The organism is Aggregatibacter kilianii (genome assembly GCF_003129965.1).
GTDB classification, from domain to species: domain Bacteria; phylum Pseudomonadota; class Gammaproteobacteria; order Enterobacterales; family Pasteurellaceae; genus Aggregatibacter; species Aggregatibacter kilianii_A.
Genome location: NZ_NRCJ01000005.1, coordinates 20,874 through 36,477, shown reverse-complemented (window position 1 = coordinate 36,477; position 15,604 = coordinate 20,874). Strand labels below are relative to the sequence as shown.

Here is a 15,604-nt window from a genome sequence, read left to right as displayed (position 1 = left end):
AACCTAGGGTAACTTGTTACCCTAGGCTTTTTCGTCTTTAAGGAGACAAAATGACCTTTGAAACCCGATTACAAGCGGTCAAATCCGCGCTACAAAATGCAAAATTCATCCTTATCGGTGCAGGTGCGGGCTTTTCGGCAGCAGCAGGGCTAACTTACGGTGGCGTGCGCTTCACGCAAAACTTCCAACCTTTTATCGAAAAATACGGTATGACGGATATGTATTCCGCAGGCTTTTATCCCTTCGACAAGCCCGAACAAAAATGGGCGTATTGGGCGAAACACGTTTGGCACAACCGCTGGCAGCCCGATGCGTTGCCGCTTTATCGTGCATTGTTTGAGCTGGTGAAAGATAAAAACTATTTCGTTCTCACCACCAACGTGGACGCACAATTTGAGAAAGCAGGCTTCAACCCAAACCGCTTGTTCGCGATGCAAGGGGACTACGGCAAATTGCAATGCAAACGCGCCTGCCATGATACGCTTTACAGCAACGAAGAATTAGTCAAACAATGGCTTGCTGAAACCGATGAAAAAACGCTGGAAATTCCAACCGCACTTGTGCCGCATTGCCCAAAATGCGGCGGCGAAATGGCAATGCACTTACGGGTGGACGGCAATTTTGTGGAAAACGCCGATTGGCACGCCGCCCACGCCCGTTATGTTGCATTTGCCGAACAAGCCCTCAAAGGCGAAACGGTCTATTTAGAATTGGGGGTAGGCTTTAACACGCCAACGCTCATTCGCTACCCTTTCGAGCAAATGGTTTACCACAACCCGAACGGCTTGTTAGTGCGATTAAACCGTGATGAGTCAGAAGGGTTTGCGGAAACGGCAGGAAGAACGGTAGCGTTTACGGAAGCTCCGAAGGAAGTGATCTCTGCGTTAACTTCCCCTCGCCCGTTTACGGGAGAGGGTGGAAAAAATTCGTAGAATTTTTGGAGGAAGAGGGGAAAATTAGCCTCGTTTCCCCTCTCTCTGCCTCCAAGTGCTAAACGCACTTTACGGCTGTCTCTCTCCCGCAAGCGGGTGAGAGGAAATTAAGGAGCATAAAATGAACAAAACCAAATTCCTTATCCAAACCCTTCGCCCCGATTTGGACGTCCCAGAAAATCCCCATGAACAACGGCAACTATTGCGCGCGGTGATGAACGTGCACAACCCGAATGATCCAATCCCTGATACATTTTGGGTGGCGCAAGACGAACTGTTACAAGCGGAAACCCGACAAAAAGGTGTGGTGAGTTTGGACGATCTCACCCCCATCGCACAGCAAATTTACCTTTGGCAAGGGGACATCACCCGCTTGAAAGTGGACGCCATTGTAAACGCGGCAAATAGCCAACTGCTCGGCTGTTTCCACCCGCTACACGCCTGCATCGATAACGCCATTCACTCCGCCACCGGCTTACAATTGCGCCAAGCCTGTTTTGACTTGATGAACGCACAAGGCGAATTGGAAGCCACCGGCAAAGCGAAAATCACGCCTGCATTTAATTTGCCTTCACGTTTTGTGCTGCATACCGTCGGGCCGATTATTTACGATGCCGTTTCCGAAACCGACCGCACTTTACTTGCCGATTGCTATCGTTCCTGCTTGAAACTTGCCAAAACAAGCGGTCTAACATCCGTCGCATTTTGCTGCATCAGCACCGGCGAATTTCGTTTCCCAAACCAAGAAGCGGCAGAAATTGCGGTGAAAACCGTGCGGGCATTTTTGGTGGAAAATCCGGAAATGTGTGTGATATTTAATGTGTTTAAGGATTTGGACCGGGAAATTTATCAAAAACTGTTGGCAGGATAAGGTTGGGGAAAAGTGCGGTCGGTGTTAAAAACGTTTTTTATTTTGACCGCACTTTATGCGCGTTCAAGCCGAATGGCGGAAACAAAACAGGCGATTTTGCATTCGCCGCAACCATTGCATAGGTCGCAGTTTATCGTTAAATCGGCGTCAATGGCATGTTGCGGGCAGATGTCCATACAAGCGCTGCAGTATTGCCCCCGTTTTTTCAGGCATTCTGCGGAGAATGACGGGCGCAGTTCGGTGTCGGCGGGGAAATGCGGATACAAGGCGTGAGTCGGACAGGCTTCAGCGCATTTGCCGCATAAATCGCACGCCAGATAATCCAATTCCAATATCGCCTTGTTTTCCTGCACCCGTAATAAACCGTTCTGACAAGCGGAAACGCATGCGCCACAACCGTTACATACCGCCAAAAATAAATCCTCCCGCGCGGCAAAAGGCGGGCGATTTGCGGTACGTCGAGTTTCGACAGGCGGGTATTCCGTCGTGTTGAAAATGCCGCGAAATAACCCCCGACGGGAAATTTGGTTATGACTTAAATAGGCTTGGTAGTAGGCTTCATTTTTTGGCATTTTCGCTTCCCCGTTAACGATAAAAACGGACGTTCGGTACAACGAGATTTAGCGCTTGGCGCCATTGTTCCAACGTGGTTAATGTCAGTAACGCCAGCCCCTGATAAAACGGACAATCATCCTGTGCGGTAAGCTGTTGCAGGCAATGAGGTGCCCAAGTAAGCAAGTGACGACGCAAAAATTCTGCAACCAAGTGCGGTTGATTTTCAGCAAGATAGGCAGAAAGCATTAACATCAGCCCGATATGATCTTCCGGTTCATCTTGCTGGGATTGGAATTCAATTTGGTGCTGGCGAAGAAACTCACGCAATTCCAGCAACGAATTACCGAAAATGACACATTCCGGATCCAGATAAACAGAACCCCAAGGCGGTGCGGGCAAAGCGTTCGGGCCGATAAATAAGCGTTGGTATTGATCGTTTAGATCTTGGTGTAACCCTTGTTCAATAAGTGCGGTGATTTTTTCGCGCGTTTTTTCATCCCATTCAATTTCCCATTCTTGCGCCCAAGTGGGTTGGCGAAAGAAATCTAAAATGCCGGCAAGGCGGGAATCGCTCGGTTCGTAATAAAAAGCCGCACCGAGTAAACGCCCGTAAAGGGAAATCTGTTGAAAGGTGTGTTGCATAAAATCTCCGAAAAAAATGACCGCACTTTGAATTAGTATTAACCGCTAATTGCCATCCCGTAAGTCATATGTAATCCATAAAAAATCACACGACCAATGCCTTCAGCGAATAAAGTAAGAATCACTGCGGCGCCTAATAATCCGGCATTTTTCGCGCGGAATAAAAGGAATGCTGCAATCGCTAACAAGCATAAGCGCACCGCGTTCATGACGGCATAATCCGGCACAAGCGCCGCAGCATTTTGGATGGCGCTATGAATGCCTTGCAAGCTAAAGCCTTGATATACCGCCACCACGGCGACGAACAACACCGCAAGAGTGAATAAGCTTGGCACGAAATGGAGTTGATAATCGCGTGATTTGTTCGGCATCAATAACGCATAAGATAACGCCAAACCGCCTAACGCCACGGTGAGATAGAAAGACCAGGATGTCAATGGTGTGTTCCACGTTGGTACGCTGGCGATATGATAAACCTGATTCATCGCATACATAAACACCACACCCACAAGTGCGGTCAAAATTCGCCATAAATTGCCAAGCGCTGCCGGCATTTTGCCTGTCATGGCAATTAGCCAGTAGAAACCGGCAAGAGCAAAGAAAATTGCACCTGTTGCAATTTCATTACTCATCATAGATTCGCCGACACGGTTCAATGAGTTGAAGGCACGCATTGGGGAACCTAGGTGCATAATGGAAGCGACAAATCCCAAACCTAGGCACGCTAAAAGCACAAACATCACTTTGTGAACGTAAGCGCGGCTTTTCGCACTTTTTTCGCTAAGTAGCACGAACGTAAAAACAAGCCACGCACCGACCGCACTTTGTGCCAACACGGTGAAAAAAACTAACGGAAGTTCATGTAATCCTGCGTTCATCTTACACCTCTCTCGGGTTGCCTAAGAACCCACTCGTATCGCCGCTTGGACGGGCGTGTTTGTTTGGTTTCACCACTAAATTCGGATGGGTTATTTCAGCCGGTGGCAATGGGGCGATAGAAGCCTGTTCGCCATATTTTGCACGAAGTTCATCAATTGGGGCAAAATCCAAGGCGCGCAATGGGCAAGCATCCACGCAAATCGGTTTTTGACCTGATTTCACGCGAGAATAGCAACCATCGCATTTTGTCATGTGACCTTTTTGAGCATCATATTGTGGCGCATCATAAGGGCACGCCATGTGGCAGTAACGACAGCCGATGCAGGTTTCTTCATTCACAATTACGAAGCCGTCTTCATTTTTGTGCATCGCACCTGTAGGACAAACCTTGGTACAAGCAGGATCGGCACAGTGGTTACATGAAATGGACATATAATACGCGAACACATCTTGATGCCAGCAACCGTCTGCCTGTTGGTTCCAGTTGCCGCCTGTGTATTCATAAATGCGACGGAAATTCACGTCCGTGCCAAGATCTTTGTAATCTTTACAGGCTAATTCGCACGTTTTACAGCCTGTACAGCGTTCAGAATCAAAATAAAAACCATATTGTTCCATTATTCACTCCCTACAAGCGTTCCACTTGAACCAAATTAGAATGTTGCGGATTACCTTTCGCCAGTGGCGACGGACGTTGCGTTGTCAGTACATTAATACAGCCGGAATGGTCGATACGGTCTTTATCCGGTGCATACCACGCCCCTTCGCTTAATGCCACCACCCCAGGGATAATGCGCGGGGTGACTTTCACATTAATGCGCACTTCGCCACGATCATTAAAGATGCGAATCATGTCGCCGTTTTTAATGTTGCGTGGTGCCGCATCAATCGGGTTCATCCACACTTCCTGCGGATTGGCGGCTTTCAACACATCTACGTTTCCATAAGTAGAGTGGGTTCTGGCTTTGTAGTGGAAACCGCTGAGTTGTAGCGGATATTTTTCCATGAGCGGATCGCCGTAATGCTCGAAACTTTGTGCGTGCACCGGTAACGGATGAATCACTTCATCTTTTTCCAACTTCCATGTTTTCGCAATTTCCGCTAAGCGAGAAGAATAGATTTCAATTTTGCCTGATGGGGTTTTTAGTGGATGTTTTTCCGGATCTTCACGGAATTCTTTATATGCCACTTTAAAGCCATTTGGATCGACTTTTTTGAAGATGCCCTGTTTTCTGAAATCTTCAAAAGTTGGTAATTCAGGCAACTGCGCACGGGATTGTTCATAAATATGGCGTAACCATTCTTCTTGCGTTCTGCCTTCGGTGAATTTCTCTTTCACGCCCATTTTTTCTGCTAAATCGCTCAACATATCGTAAACAGAACGACATTCAAAAGAGGGTTTAATCACTTGATCGGCAAAAATCACATAATTCATGTTTGCCACAAAAGCATCTAAAGCGAAGTCCATTTGTTCGGAAGCGGTACAGTCCGGTAGCAGAATATCGCTATATTTCGCGGTAGATGTCATGTGATTATCAATGGTGATAATCATTTCGCATTGGCTGTCATCTTGCAAAATATCGTGCGTGCGGTTGATTTGTGCGTGTTGGTTAATCAAGCAGTTACTTGCGTAGTTCCAAATCACTTTGATTGGCGCGGGAAGTTTATCTACGCCGCGAATACCATCGGTAAGTGCGGTCATTTCCGTGCCGCGAATAATGGCATCTGTCCATAAGAACATCGGAATGCTGGCTTTCACAGGATTTTCTAAAGTCGGCATGCGTACAAATGGGATACTGTAAGCACTTTCGCGTGCGCCGGTGTTGCCACCATGGATGCCAACATTACCGGTTAAAATCGGCAACATGGCAATGGCACGAGAAATTAATTCACCGTTGCTGCGACGTTGTGGCCCCCAACCTTGCGAAATAAATGCCGGCTTAGTACCACCGATTTCACGGGCGAGTTTAATAATGCGATCAGCCGAAATACCGGTGATTTTCGCCGCCCATTCAGGCGTTTTGGCAATGCCGTCATCGCCTTCACCGAGAATATAGGCTTTGTAGTGGCCATTTTTTGGTGCGTCGGCATGCAAGGTTTTTTCGTCATAACCTACGCAATATTTATCTAAGAAAGGTTGATCAACGAGATCTTCTTTAATCATCACATAGGCTAAGGCAGAGACAAGCGCAGCATCCGTACCCGGGCGAATTGGAATCCATTCATCTTCACGACCGGCACCGGTATCGTTATAGCGCGGATCGATGATGATCATTTTGGCGTTAGAACGGGCTTTGGCTTGTTCGATACAATACGTCAAACCACCGCCGCTCATACGGGTTTCAGCAGGGTTATTGCCGAATAGCACAATAAGTTTCGTATTCTCAATATCTGCCATGCCGTTGCCTAACGCCCAGCCACCACCATAGGTGTAATCCAAGCCTACGGCAATTTGCGCGGTACTGTAATCGCCATAGTGATTTAAATAACCGCCGATACAGTTCATAAAACGCGCCACCATGGTGGATGCAGGCGGCCAAGATTTCGCCATCGTGCCGCCAAGCGTGCCTGTGCCATAGTTCAAATAAATGGATTCGTTACCGAACTTCTCGATATTGCGTTTGAGTGCATCGGCAATTTCCGTTAAGGCTTCATCCCAGCTAATGCGTTTGAATTTGCCTTCGCCACGTTTGCCCACGCGTTTCATTGGATATTTCAAACGGTCAGGATTGTACACGCGCCGGCGCATGGAACGTCCACGCAAGCAGGCGCGCACTTGGTGATCGACGTTATAGGTTTCCGTGCCCGTATTATCCGTTTCCACATAAGTAATACGATTATCCTTCACGTGCATACGCAACGGGCAACGGCTTCCACAGTTTACCGTGCACGCACTCCAAACAATTTTTTCTTCATTGTTTTCAGGTGTAGCAGGCATTTCTGCCGCCATGGCATTGAAAGGCAGAGAGATATCTGCCGCGACAATCGCCGCACCTGCCGATGACGCCTTAATAAAATTTCGGCGACTCATTTGATCAAAATTACTCATAATATCGTTCCCCCACAGTCAGATTGAGTAATTACTAAAGAGTTTTGATTTAATCATCTTTTAAAAAATCAAAATTTGAGCCCGATCACACGAACAAAAATGAATAGAAAAAAACGCTAAAAAGATGATTAAAATCAAATTGATATAATGATAATTGTTATTAAATAGCCTCAATTTGCACTAGGTTAGAATGTTGCGGATTACCTTTCGCCAGTGGGGAAGGACGGAGTGTGGTGAGCGTATTAATACAACCACCATGGTCAATTTGATCGCCGTGCATATTCGCTTTATGCCACGCACCTTGTGGCATAGCAAGCACACCGGGCATGATGCGTGGGGTGACTTTGGCGGCAATGCGAACTTCGCCATTTTCATTAAACACGCGGATTATGGCGCCATCTTGGATATTTTTAGCTTGAGCGTCAATCGGGTTAATCCAAATTTCTTGGCGGTTTGCCGCTTGTAAAATATCCACATTACCATAGGAAGAATGGGTACGCGCTTTGTAATGGAAACCAATCATTTGGAATGGATAATCTTTGCGTTTCGGATCATCTACACCGTTAAAACCGGCATGGTAAATCGGCAACGGATGAATCACATCCTGCTCGTCCAATTCCCAAGTTTGCGCAATGTTGGCTAAGGCTTCGGAATAGATTTCGATCTTACCCGATGGCGTTTTCAACGGATTTTTTTCGGGATTCTCACGGAAAGCTTTGTACGCCACAAAATGCCCTTTCGGGTCCCGTTTTTTGAAGATACCCATTTTCTTCATGCTTTCATAATCCGGCAGATCTTTGTCTTTTTTCATCATTTCCGCATACAAGAACTTTATCCAATCCTCTTGGGTTTTGCCTTCTGTGAATTTATCGTACACGTCTTGCCCCAAGCGTTTAGCTATCTCGCCAGCAATTTCATAAATCGGTTTGCGTTCAAATTTTGCTTTAGTGGCAGGTTGCCCGAAAATCAAATAACCCATATTGCCGGCGTATTCATTTGGGGTGAGATCCGCTTGTTCGGTGATCATCAAATCCGGTAATAAAATGTCGGCATATTTGGCGGAATCCGTCATGAAATTTTCTACCACCACAATCATTTCACATTTGCTTTCATCTTGCAGAATGCGATGAGTTTTGTTGATGTCGGAATGTTGGTTGGTGATGGTATTACCCGCATAGTTCCAGATGAATTTAATTGGCACATCGAGTTTGTCTTTGCCCTTCACACCATCGCGAAGTGCGGTCATTTCTGCCCCTCTTTCAATGGCATCCGTCCACATAAATACAGAAATTTTGGTTTTTACCGGATTTTTTAGGGTTGGGAATTTAACATTGGTAATTTTGTAAGTATCTTCACGCGCACCGGAATTGCCACCGTGAATCCCAACATTGCCCGTTAAAATAGCCAACATCGCGACTGCTCTGACAGCCAGCTCACCGTTAGATTGACGTTGAATTCCCCAGCCTTGAACGATACAACAAGGCTTGGTCATAGCGATTTCTCGGGCGAGACGAATAATGGTTTCTTCCGGAATACCGGTGATTTTTGCCGCCCAGCTTGGCGTTTTAGCAATACCGTCTTCACCATAGCCGAGAATATAGGCTTTGTAATGGGCATTTTTCGGCGCGCTCGGCGGCAAGGTTTTCTCGTCGTAACCTACACAGTATTTATCTAAAAATGCTTGATCCACCAAATTTTCACTGATCATCACATACGCCATGCCTGCAACCAATGCAGCATCTGTACCGGGACGAATCGGTACCCATTCATCTTCACGCCCGGCTGCGGTATCGGTATAACGCGGATCGATGACAATCATTTTCGCTTTCGAGATTTCGCGTGCTTGTTCCAAGTGGTAGGTAATGCCACCGCCGCTCATGCGGGTTTCCATCGGGTTATTGCCAAAATACACCACCAGTTTGCTGTTGATGATGTCAGAGGTTGCATTGCCTTCGTTCGTGCCATAAGTATAAGGCATCGCCATAGAAACTTGGGCGCGGCTGTAAGTGCCGTAATAACTCAAATAACCGCCATAGCAATTCATTAAGCGAGCAAAGGGAGATGTCGGTGCCGCCGAGCGGAGCATATTTCCTGCACTTACACCGGAGCTGTAATTGATGTACACCGCCTCATTGCCGTAGTCTTTCACAATGCGTTTTAGGTTATCGGCAATGGTGTCGAAGGCTTCTTCCCAACTAATGCGTTTAAATTTACCTTCACCGCGTTTGCCCACCCGTTTCATAGGGTATTTCAAGCGATCAGGATGATTCATCACCCGACGAATAGAACGTCCGCGCAAACAGGCGCGCACTTGGTGATTACCATAAATATCGTCGCCGGTGTTGTCCGTTTCCACTTGATAGACTTCATTATCTTTCACGTGTAAACGAAGTGCGCAACGGCTGTGACAGTTGCCGGGGCAGGTATTCCACACGGTTTTTTCGTGAGATGCCGTAATAGGTCGGGTTTCCGCTTTGGCGGTAAAAGGAAGGTTTAATTGAGAAACCGTGGCAAGGGCTGCGCCGGTTTTAAGAAGTAGTCTGCGGTTAATTGCTAAATGAATTGTTTTTTCCATCATATTCTCCCGGAATAATGAACTGCCTTTTCATTAAAAAAGAAAATGTGCTTTTCGTATCTGACATAAATCAAAAAAAGTGGCGTGCATTTAAAGGTCAGACCTCATTGCCCAAAAGTGCGGTCAGTTTTAAAAACGTTTTTTATTTTCACCGCACTTTATGCGCCGAAGCCCCACAATCTCCCATAGCCATCTTACACACTAATGTGTAAAATTTGCTCATCTTCTCTCATCACAAGGCGCTCGACATGAACCACCTCCGCATCCACCTCCAACTTATCGGCATGGCAATTTTATGGGGTGCATCTTGGCCTTGGGGACGAGTGGTGGCGCAAGCGATGCCGACTTTTACGGCGTCGGCAAGCCGTTTTTTCATTGCCATTTTTCCGCTGTTGATTTGGCTTTATGCCGCCACAAGGTTTAAACATGTGAAAACACTACGTCCCGCGCAGTGGTTTGGCTTGTTTTTCACGGCGGTGTTAGGGATTTTCGCCTATTCCACGTTTTTTATCTGGGGCTTGAAATATGTGCCGGCAGGGCAGGCGGCGGTGATTGTCACCACCAATCCGGTGTTCACCATGATTTTTGCCATTTTCCTCTTTAACGAAAAATGGAATCGATGGGTTTTGCTGGGCATGGCGGTGGCAATTAGCGGGCCGTTAATCGCCATCACGAAAGGGCATCCGTTGCAAATGCTGGAGGCGTTAGGCTTCGGGCAAGTGTTGCTCATCTGTGCGATGTTCTGCTGGGTCAGTTACACCTTGTTAGCGCGCAAAGTCTTACAAGGCATTGATTCTCTCACCGCCACCACCGTGTCGTCCGTGTTCGGCTTCCTCTTACTTTTTATCGCCGCCTTAACGCTGGAAAACACCACCGACTGGCGCTCGGTGCTGACGCTGTCGCAGAGCGTTTGGATGAGTTTAATCGGGTTATCTTTAGGCGCCACGGTGTTGGCTTACGCGTGGTATTTTGACGGGGTGAAACATTTAGGTGCAGGCAATGCCGCCGCTTACATCGTGCTCATTCCGATCTTCGGCATTATCTTTTCCGCCATTTGGTTGAAGGAGCAAGTGGATTCGTCATTATTTATCGGCGGGCTGTTAGCGGTTTCCGGACTTGCCCTGATGCACTGGGGACGGCGGTTGATTAAATGAAAAAGTGCGGTCGAAAAACACAATGAATTTCGACCGCACTTTTACCTTATTTCACTACGGTAATGGTCCACTTGGCATCATCAATCTGCTCGAAATTCGTGACCTCATAACCCTCTTCCGCCGCCCATGCAGGAATGGCTTCGGTGGCCTGTGTGCAGTCAAATTCAATTTCCAGCCCATCGCCTTTATTCAATTTCGCCATAGCTTCTTTTGCCTCCACTAACGGAAACGGGCAAACCAAACCCAAGGTAGGTAATTTAACAATCATTTTATTCTCCTAATAACATAATTTACGCCCGCGCGGCTCTTAAACGCTGCGGGCGGATAATCGTGAAATACGCGGCGACCCAAGTGCCCAGCACCATTAACGGCAATGAAACCCAGCCCTGCCACGAGAAAAAAGCGGTTTCTACCAAACCGTTCCCAATAGAACATCCGCCTGCCAGGGTGGCGCCGATGCCCATCAGAATTCCGCCCAGAGCGCTGCGTAAAATGGTGGTCACATCCGGCACGCGCACCCGAAATTCATTGCTTGCCTTCGCACCGATAAAGGATCCGATGAAAATACCTAACACCAAAAATACGCCCCAGTTGATGAATTTACCGTCACCTGTAACGAGATATTGCATAATATTGGCGGAAGGACCGGTAATGCCTAACCCGAATTCGCGCCCTGTTGCCACGCTTAGCGGCCATGCCAATAAAGCGATAAGCCCGACCAACACAGCTGACACGAAAGGATGCCAGCGTTTTTCAAATAAGATATGCGCCAGCCCGCTTTTCTTCGGTTTTAATGTCGCCATTTTCGGGGCCGGCTTGCTTAAATGACGGTACACATAATAGCCGGTCACCAAAGTGAGCAGCGCCACCAACCACCAAGGGGAAATGCCGAACGTGTCATAAATATTGCGTTGTTCGATATTAATCCCGCGCAATGTGCGGTTAAATTCGCCCAGCGGACCGGTACGCATCATGGCGCTGAGCAGCATATACGTGAATAACGCCACCCAGCTGCCGACCAAACCTTCAGCCGCACGATACCAGGTACCGGTGGCACAACCGCCTGCCAACACGATACCGATACCAAACACAAAAGCACCGATGATCACCGCCAAAAAAGCAAAATTTTCGGCTGGATCCACGTTCAACACGCCGATTTCTTTTAACAAAAAGAAGCCTATGGATTGCACGGTAATCGCCAATAACAGCGCAATAAACATTTTGTTATTTTTTGTCACATACATATCGCGAAACGCTCCGGTAAGGCAAAACCGTCCGCGTTGCATGACGAAGCCGAGCAAAATACCGCACAGCAAGCCGGTTAATAACATAAAACATTCCTTCTAGTTAAGACCATAAGAAGGAATATTCTCCAAAAAAGCAGGCGGAAAACGCCAATAACTTTTGGCTACGAGGTATGTTTTTTGGTTCTAAAAGAAAAAGTGCGGTCGAAATTCATTGTATTTTTCGACCGCACTTTTAAGCACTTAATTCGCCATCACGCCATGATGCTAAGGCTATTCGTTGTAGGAATAATATCCCTGTTGTTTAAATTCAGGTTTAACGAGTTTATTCAGTTCGCCCCAAGTAAGCGACAATTCCGGTTGTCCTACGGCATAAGCGGCTATTGCGTAAGGGGCGTAGCTAAAAGTCATGCCATCATTAGTTAGGTAAAAATTAGTACTGACATAAAAGTTCGCCTTGTTGGTAAACGCCTCGCTTTCTTCCCATTTAAATTCTTCCAGATAACGTTTCCAAAGCTGTTCTTTAACTTTCTCTAATTGTGCTTGTTCAAAGATATCTTCCAACTTCAATGCCTTTTGTTGTGCCAAGTCAAAATTCCAATATTGCGAAAAACCAAAGCCGTGAGCGCCCCCATCAAAAGCGTAGTTAGCCACTTCAAACAACGCCAGTTTGCCTCTTTGGGAAATAAAATTCGCCCAAGAAGAACGATCAATGCCACTCACCGGCATCTCGGCGAGCTCTTTTTTATGCGCTTCAAAGTGTTTGGTAAGCACTTGTTGAAGTTGCTCAACCGAGTCCCCCATATTGTCGTCATCGTCTCCCAAGCTAATGGCTTGTAACAATGCCTTATTTAGCCAGTCAATATTCGTTTTAAAGGTACTAATGCTGTAAGTTAGCACACCTTCATCCCCTGCGAATTCATCTTTTTGCGCAAATTTAACGTTTTCACCTTTCTCGAAAATCACCTGTTTTTCACCCATGACAGCCGGAATTTTGGCTTTTCCCGTAGCAAGTTCGATTTTTAACTGCGTATTTTCCTGATTCAGTTGGTTAATGGTTTGTTCCTGTTGAGTCAGCGTTTGCTGCAGCTGGGCAATTTTGCCATCCTTGTCTTCACAGCCGGTGAGGAAAAGTGCGGTTAAAATTAAAGATGAAATGACATTTTTTTTCATAATTGGGGCTCCTGTTGAAAATGAAATAACTAAACGATTACGGACAAGGCTTACTCACCATAATCTCAATCACCTGCCGGTCGATGTGTTGCATACTTTTGCTGGCGATGGCGCAGAGGTTGTCGATGGTGCGGTCGAGATCGTGCTCCACGATACCTTCGTTGCCGGTGACGTGGGTTTCGTCCATTGCCATGAGCACGGATTTGTAGCCCGACGCCACGCTGGTGGAGACTTTCATAGCGCAACTGTTTGCCGCACCGTCGCAGATGATGCCGCTGATGTCGCCGATCATGCTGCAAATGCCCATGCTAACGGTTTCAAATTTCCCCGTGAGCAGATAAGCGATGCCCGCACAGCTGCCCATGGAGGCGGTTGTGACGGCGCAAAGGGCGGAGAGTTTCGGCAGTTTGCTGTGAATATAAATCGCCATTAAATGCGACAGAAACAAGGCGCGCAGGCGTTTGTCTTCGTCTGCCTTAAGATAATCGGCGACCACCACGACGGGCATGGTGGCGGCAATGCCTTGGTTGCCGGAGCCGGAATTGCTCATCGCGGGCAGGGTCGCGCCGCCCATACGGGCATCGGAAGCGGCGGTGGTTTCAATCATGATTTTGCTGAGTAAATCATCGGACAACAAGCCGCTGCCTACCTGTTTACGCAACGTGCGCCCGATGTGCAAACCGTAATCGGCGCGTAAGCCTTCTTGCGACAAGGCTTGATTGAGCGCGCCCGCCTGTTCGATAAAGCGGATTTTTTCCGCCGCCACCTGCTGACAAAACTCAAAAATTTCACGCGCTTTGACTGTTTGAAAAACGACGTAAGGATCCACCGCACTTTGGTCTGTTTTGGCTTTTTGGTGCAACACCTCGCCGTTTTTCTCAATCAAAATAATGTTGGTGTGCTGATCCTGAATCGCCACTTTCACCCGGTCTTCGCCGCCCTGTTCATTGCGGGCGAATAAGGTGGCTTCGGAATACAGAATATGCTCGGTTTGTTGAATGCCCACCGTCACCCGCTTTTCCGCCAACAAGTTTTTGGCGCAGGCGACCTGTTCCGCCGTGATGTTTTTCAGCACTTCCAATCCCGCGTCAGGATCACCGCCGAGGGCGCCAATCGCCGCCGCAATCGGCAAACCCACCATGCCCGTCCCCGGCACGGCAACGCCCAAGCCGTTTTTCATTAAATTCGGCGACACCTTGCCTTCAATGCGTTCCGGCATTTTGCCCAAAAACTTCGCCGCCGTGGCGGAAGCGAGCGCGAGGGAAATCGGCTCCGTACAGCCCAAAGCGGGCACAACATCGCATTTTACGATAGCAATTAACGCGTCTTCAATTTGTTCCAATCGGGTATTATCAATCATCAAAATGGTCTCAAGTTCTTGTTATTCTTGTTATAAAGTGCGATTGAAATTCTCTGCGTTTTTTGACCGCACTTGTTATCTTTATGCGTTAAACGCTGCCCGCCTTTTCAATCACCAGAATCCGCGCTTCGCCCTGCGGGTGGGCAACGTGTTCGGTGCCGATGCCGGCGTAGAAAATGTCGCCGGTTTCAAGCCAAACGCTTTTGGCTTCGCCGTGTTCTTTGTAGTGCATTTCCACCGCGCCATCCATCACGGCGAACACTTCCTCACCGTCATTGATGTGCCATTTGTAAGGCTCGTCCGTCCAATGTAACCGTACGCTGATGCCGTTCATTTCGGTGATGTCCAAACCGCCCCATGCACGGGCGGCGGTGAAGTCTGCGCTACGAATGATTTTGTGTGTCATGGTTTCTCCGATATTTTGAATATATTTCGTTAATGAATAAAACCATTACTTATTCATTTTTAGTCAGTATTTCATTTGTCCAATTTATTATTGTTGATTTAAGCCAATCATTCCTAGAATATGGGCTTCTGCAATTTAACGTCAATATTTTGTCCTTCACATAAATTGTCGCCAAAGCGGTTTTTTCTATGCTCACTTCTTCTCTGTTATCCGCATTCGTTATTTTCTCGACAAGTGTCGTCAGAAGAATACTTGAGCGATCATTTTCTTGTAATACTTCCAACTGATTGAGATCTTTTTCAATATTATTTGGTGTCTCAAGAGATAACGCGGTATAGGCTTTTTTTTCTCTTTCAACAACATTTTCCAACAAGGCTGTTTTCTTGTGGTTTGAATTCCCTAAAAAAAGTTTTAATCCTGTTGTAACCTGATTAAAGTAATCGCTAGAAACGGGCGGCTTATTTACCAGTTTATAAGGAATAGTAATACTGCACTCGCCCATATCCTCTTCATCATTTTCCAGATTCTCCTGAAAAACATAATTTGCAATAACCCAATTCATCGGCTGAAATTCCTTATTGGCTGCTTGAAGAAGTGTAAAAAACTCCCCCATTTCAGGCGAAACTTTTACCATGCCGTGAGGTCCGGTTAACTCGATTTGCGAATCCCCTACCGTAACCGTTTCGGCATTCACTAACAATGGTGATAACAATCCTAAAATGAACAAAACTTTTTTCATAAATTGATTCCTTAATACTTAAATA

The 15,604-nt window shown here is 47.0% G+C and carries 15 protein-coding genes; 3 read left to right on the top strand and 12 right to left on the bottom strand.

Annotation, left to right across the window (positions count from 1 at the left end; genetic code table 11):
• Positions 1–50: 50 nt before the first annotated feature.
• Positions 51–932: an SIR2 family NAD-dependent protein deacylase gene (locus DK430_RS04585; protein WP_109077931.1), complete on the top strand. Its 882-nt coding sequence runs from the start codon at positions 51–53 to the stop codon at positions 930–932.
• Positions 933–1,053: 121 nt separating this feature from the next.
• Positions 1,054–1,803 (top strand): protein-ADP-ribose hydrolase, encoded by a 750-nt coding sequence (locus DK430_RS04580; RefSeq protein ID WP_109077930.1) that lies wholly within the window; start codon positions 1,054–1,056, stop codon positions 1,801–1,803.
• A 53-nt stretch (positions 1,804–1,856) separates the two neighbouring features.
• Here the strand turns inward: DK430_RS04580 and napF are convergent, their stop codons facing one another.
• The 6 genes from napF to DK430_RS04550 all read right to left on the bottom strand — a co-directional run bounded on the left by napF (position 1,857) and on the right by DK430_RS04550 (position 9,506).
• Positions 1,857–2,375, bottom strand: coding sequence for a ferredoxin-type protein NapF (gene napF / locus DK430_RS04575; protein ID WP_109077929.1), 519 nt, complete (start codon positions 2,373–2,375; stop codon positions 1,857–1,859).
• Positions 2,376–2,388: 13 nt separating this feature from the next.
• Complete coding sequence (gene dmsD, locus DK430_RS04570) at positions 2,389–3,000, bottom strand: Tat proofreading chaperone DmsD (RefSeq protein ID WP_109077928.1); 612 nt, start codon at positions 2,998–3,000, stop codon at positions 2,389–2,391.
• 38 nt (positions 3,001–3,038) lie between these two features.
• Positions 3,039–3,878, bottom strand: coding sequence for a dimethyl sulfoxide reductase anchor subunit family protein (locus DK430_RS04565; protein WP_109077927.1), 840 nt, complete (start codon positions 3,876–3,878; stop codon positions 3,039–3,041).
• Between the two features lies 1 nt (position 3,879).
• Positions 3,880–4,497 (bottom strand): DMSO/selenate family reductase complex B subunit, encoded by a 618-nt coding sequence (locus DK430_RS04560; protein WP_109077926.1) that lies wholly within the window; start codon positions 4,495–4,497, stop codon positions 3,880–3,882.
• Between the two features lie 10 nt (positions 4,498–4,507).
• Complete coding sequence (locus DK430_RS04555) at positions 4,508–6,928, bottom strand: DMSO/selenate family reductase complex A subunit (protein ID WP_109077925.1); 2,421 nt, start codon at positions 6,926–6,928, stop codon at positions 4,508–4,510.
• A 160-nt stretch (positions 6,929–7,088) separates the two neighbouring features.
• Positions 7,089–9,506, bottom strand: a complete 2,418-nt coding sequence (locus DK430_RS04550) for a DmsA/YnfE/YnfF family dimethyl sulfoxide reductase (RefSeq protein WP_109077924.1) — start codon at positions 9,504–9,506, stop codon at positions 7,089–7,091.
• Between the two features lie 245 nt (positions 9,507–9,751).
• Between DK430_RS04550 and DK430_RS04545 the strand changes: the two genes are divergently transcribed.
• A complete protein-coding gene (locus tag DK430_RS04545) occupies positions 9,752–10,657 on the top strand; it encodes a DMT family transporter (RefSeq protein ID WP_109077923.1) in 906 nt (301 codons plus the stop codon).
• Positions 10,658–10,703: 46 nt separating this feature from the next.
• Here DK430_RS04545 and DK430_RS04540 read toward each other — a convergent pair whose 3' ends face one another.
• The 6 genes from DK430_RS04540 to DK430_RS04515 all read right to left on the bottom strand — a co-directional run bounded on the left by DK430_RS04540 (position 10,704) and on the right by DK430_RS04515 (position 15,579).
• Positions 10,704–10,925 carry a sulfurtransferase TusA family protein gene (locus DK430_RS04540; protein ID WP_109077922.1) on the bottom strand — a complete coding sequence of 74 codons (222 nt, stop codon included), beginning with the start codon at positions 10,923–10,925 and terminating at the stop codon, positions 10,704–10,706.
• 22 nt (positions 10,926–10,947) lie between these two features.
• On the bottom strand, positions 10,948–11,988 hold the full coding sequence (locus DK430_RS04535) for a YeeE/YedE family protein (protein ID WP_109077921.1): 1,041 nt from the start codon (positions 11,986–11,988) through the stop codon (positions 10,948–10,950).
• A 186-nt stretch (positions 11,989–12,174) separates the two neighbouring features.
• The gene (locus DK430_RS04530) at positions 12,175–13,074 is read right to left on the bottom strand and encodes a DUF3298 domain-containing protein (protein ID WP_109077920.1); all 900 of its coding nucleotides are present in this window, start codon (positions 13,072–13,074) and stop codon (positions 12,175–12,177) included.
• A gap of 37 nt (positions 13,075–13,111) precedes the next feature.
• The gene (locus DK430_RS04525) at positions 13,112–14,434 is read right to left on the bottom strand and encodes an L-cysteine desulfidase family protein (RefSeq protein ID WP_109077919.1); all 1,323 of its coding nucleotides are present in this window, start codon (positions 14,432–14,434) and stop codon (positions 13,112–13,114) included.
• 88 nt (positions 14,435–14,522) lie between these two features.
• Positions 14,523–14,840, bottom strand: coding sequence for a cupin domain-containing protein (locus DK430_RS04520; RefSeq protein WP_109077918.1), 318 nt, complete (start codon positions 14,838–14,840; stop codon positions 14,523–14,525).
• Positions 14,841–14,889: 49 nt separating this feature from the next.
• Positions 14,890–15,579, bottom strand: a complete 690-nt coding sequence (locus DK430_RS04515; protein WP_109077917.1) for a hypothetical protein — start codon at positions 15,577–15,579, stop codon at positions 14,890–14,892.
• Positions 15,580–15,604: the final 25 nt, after the last annotated feature.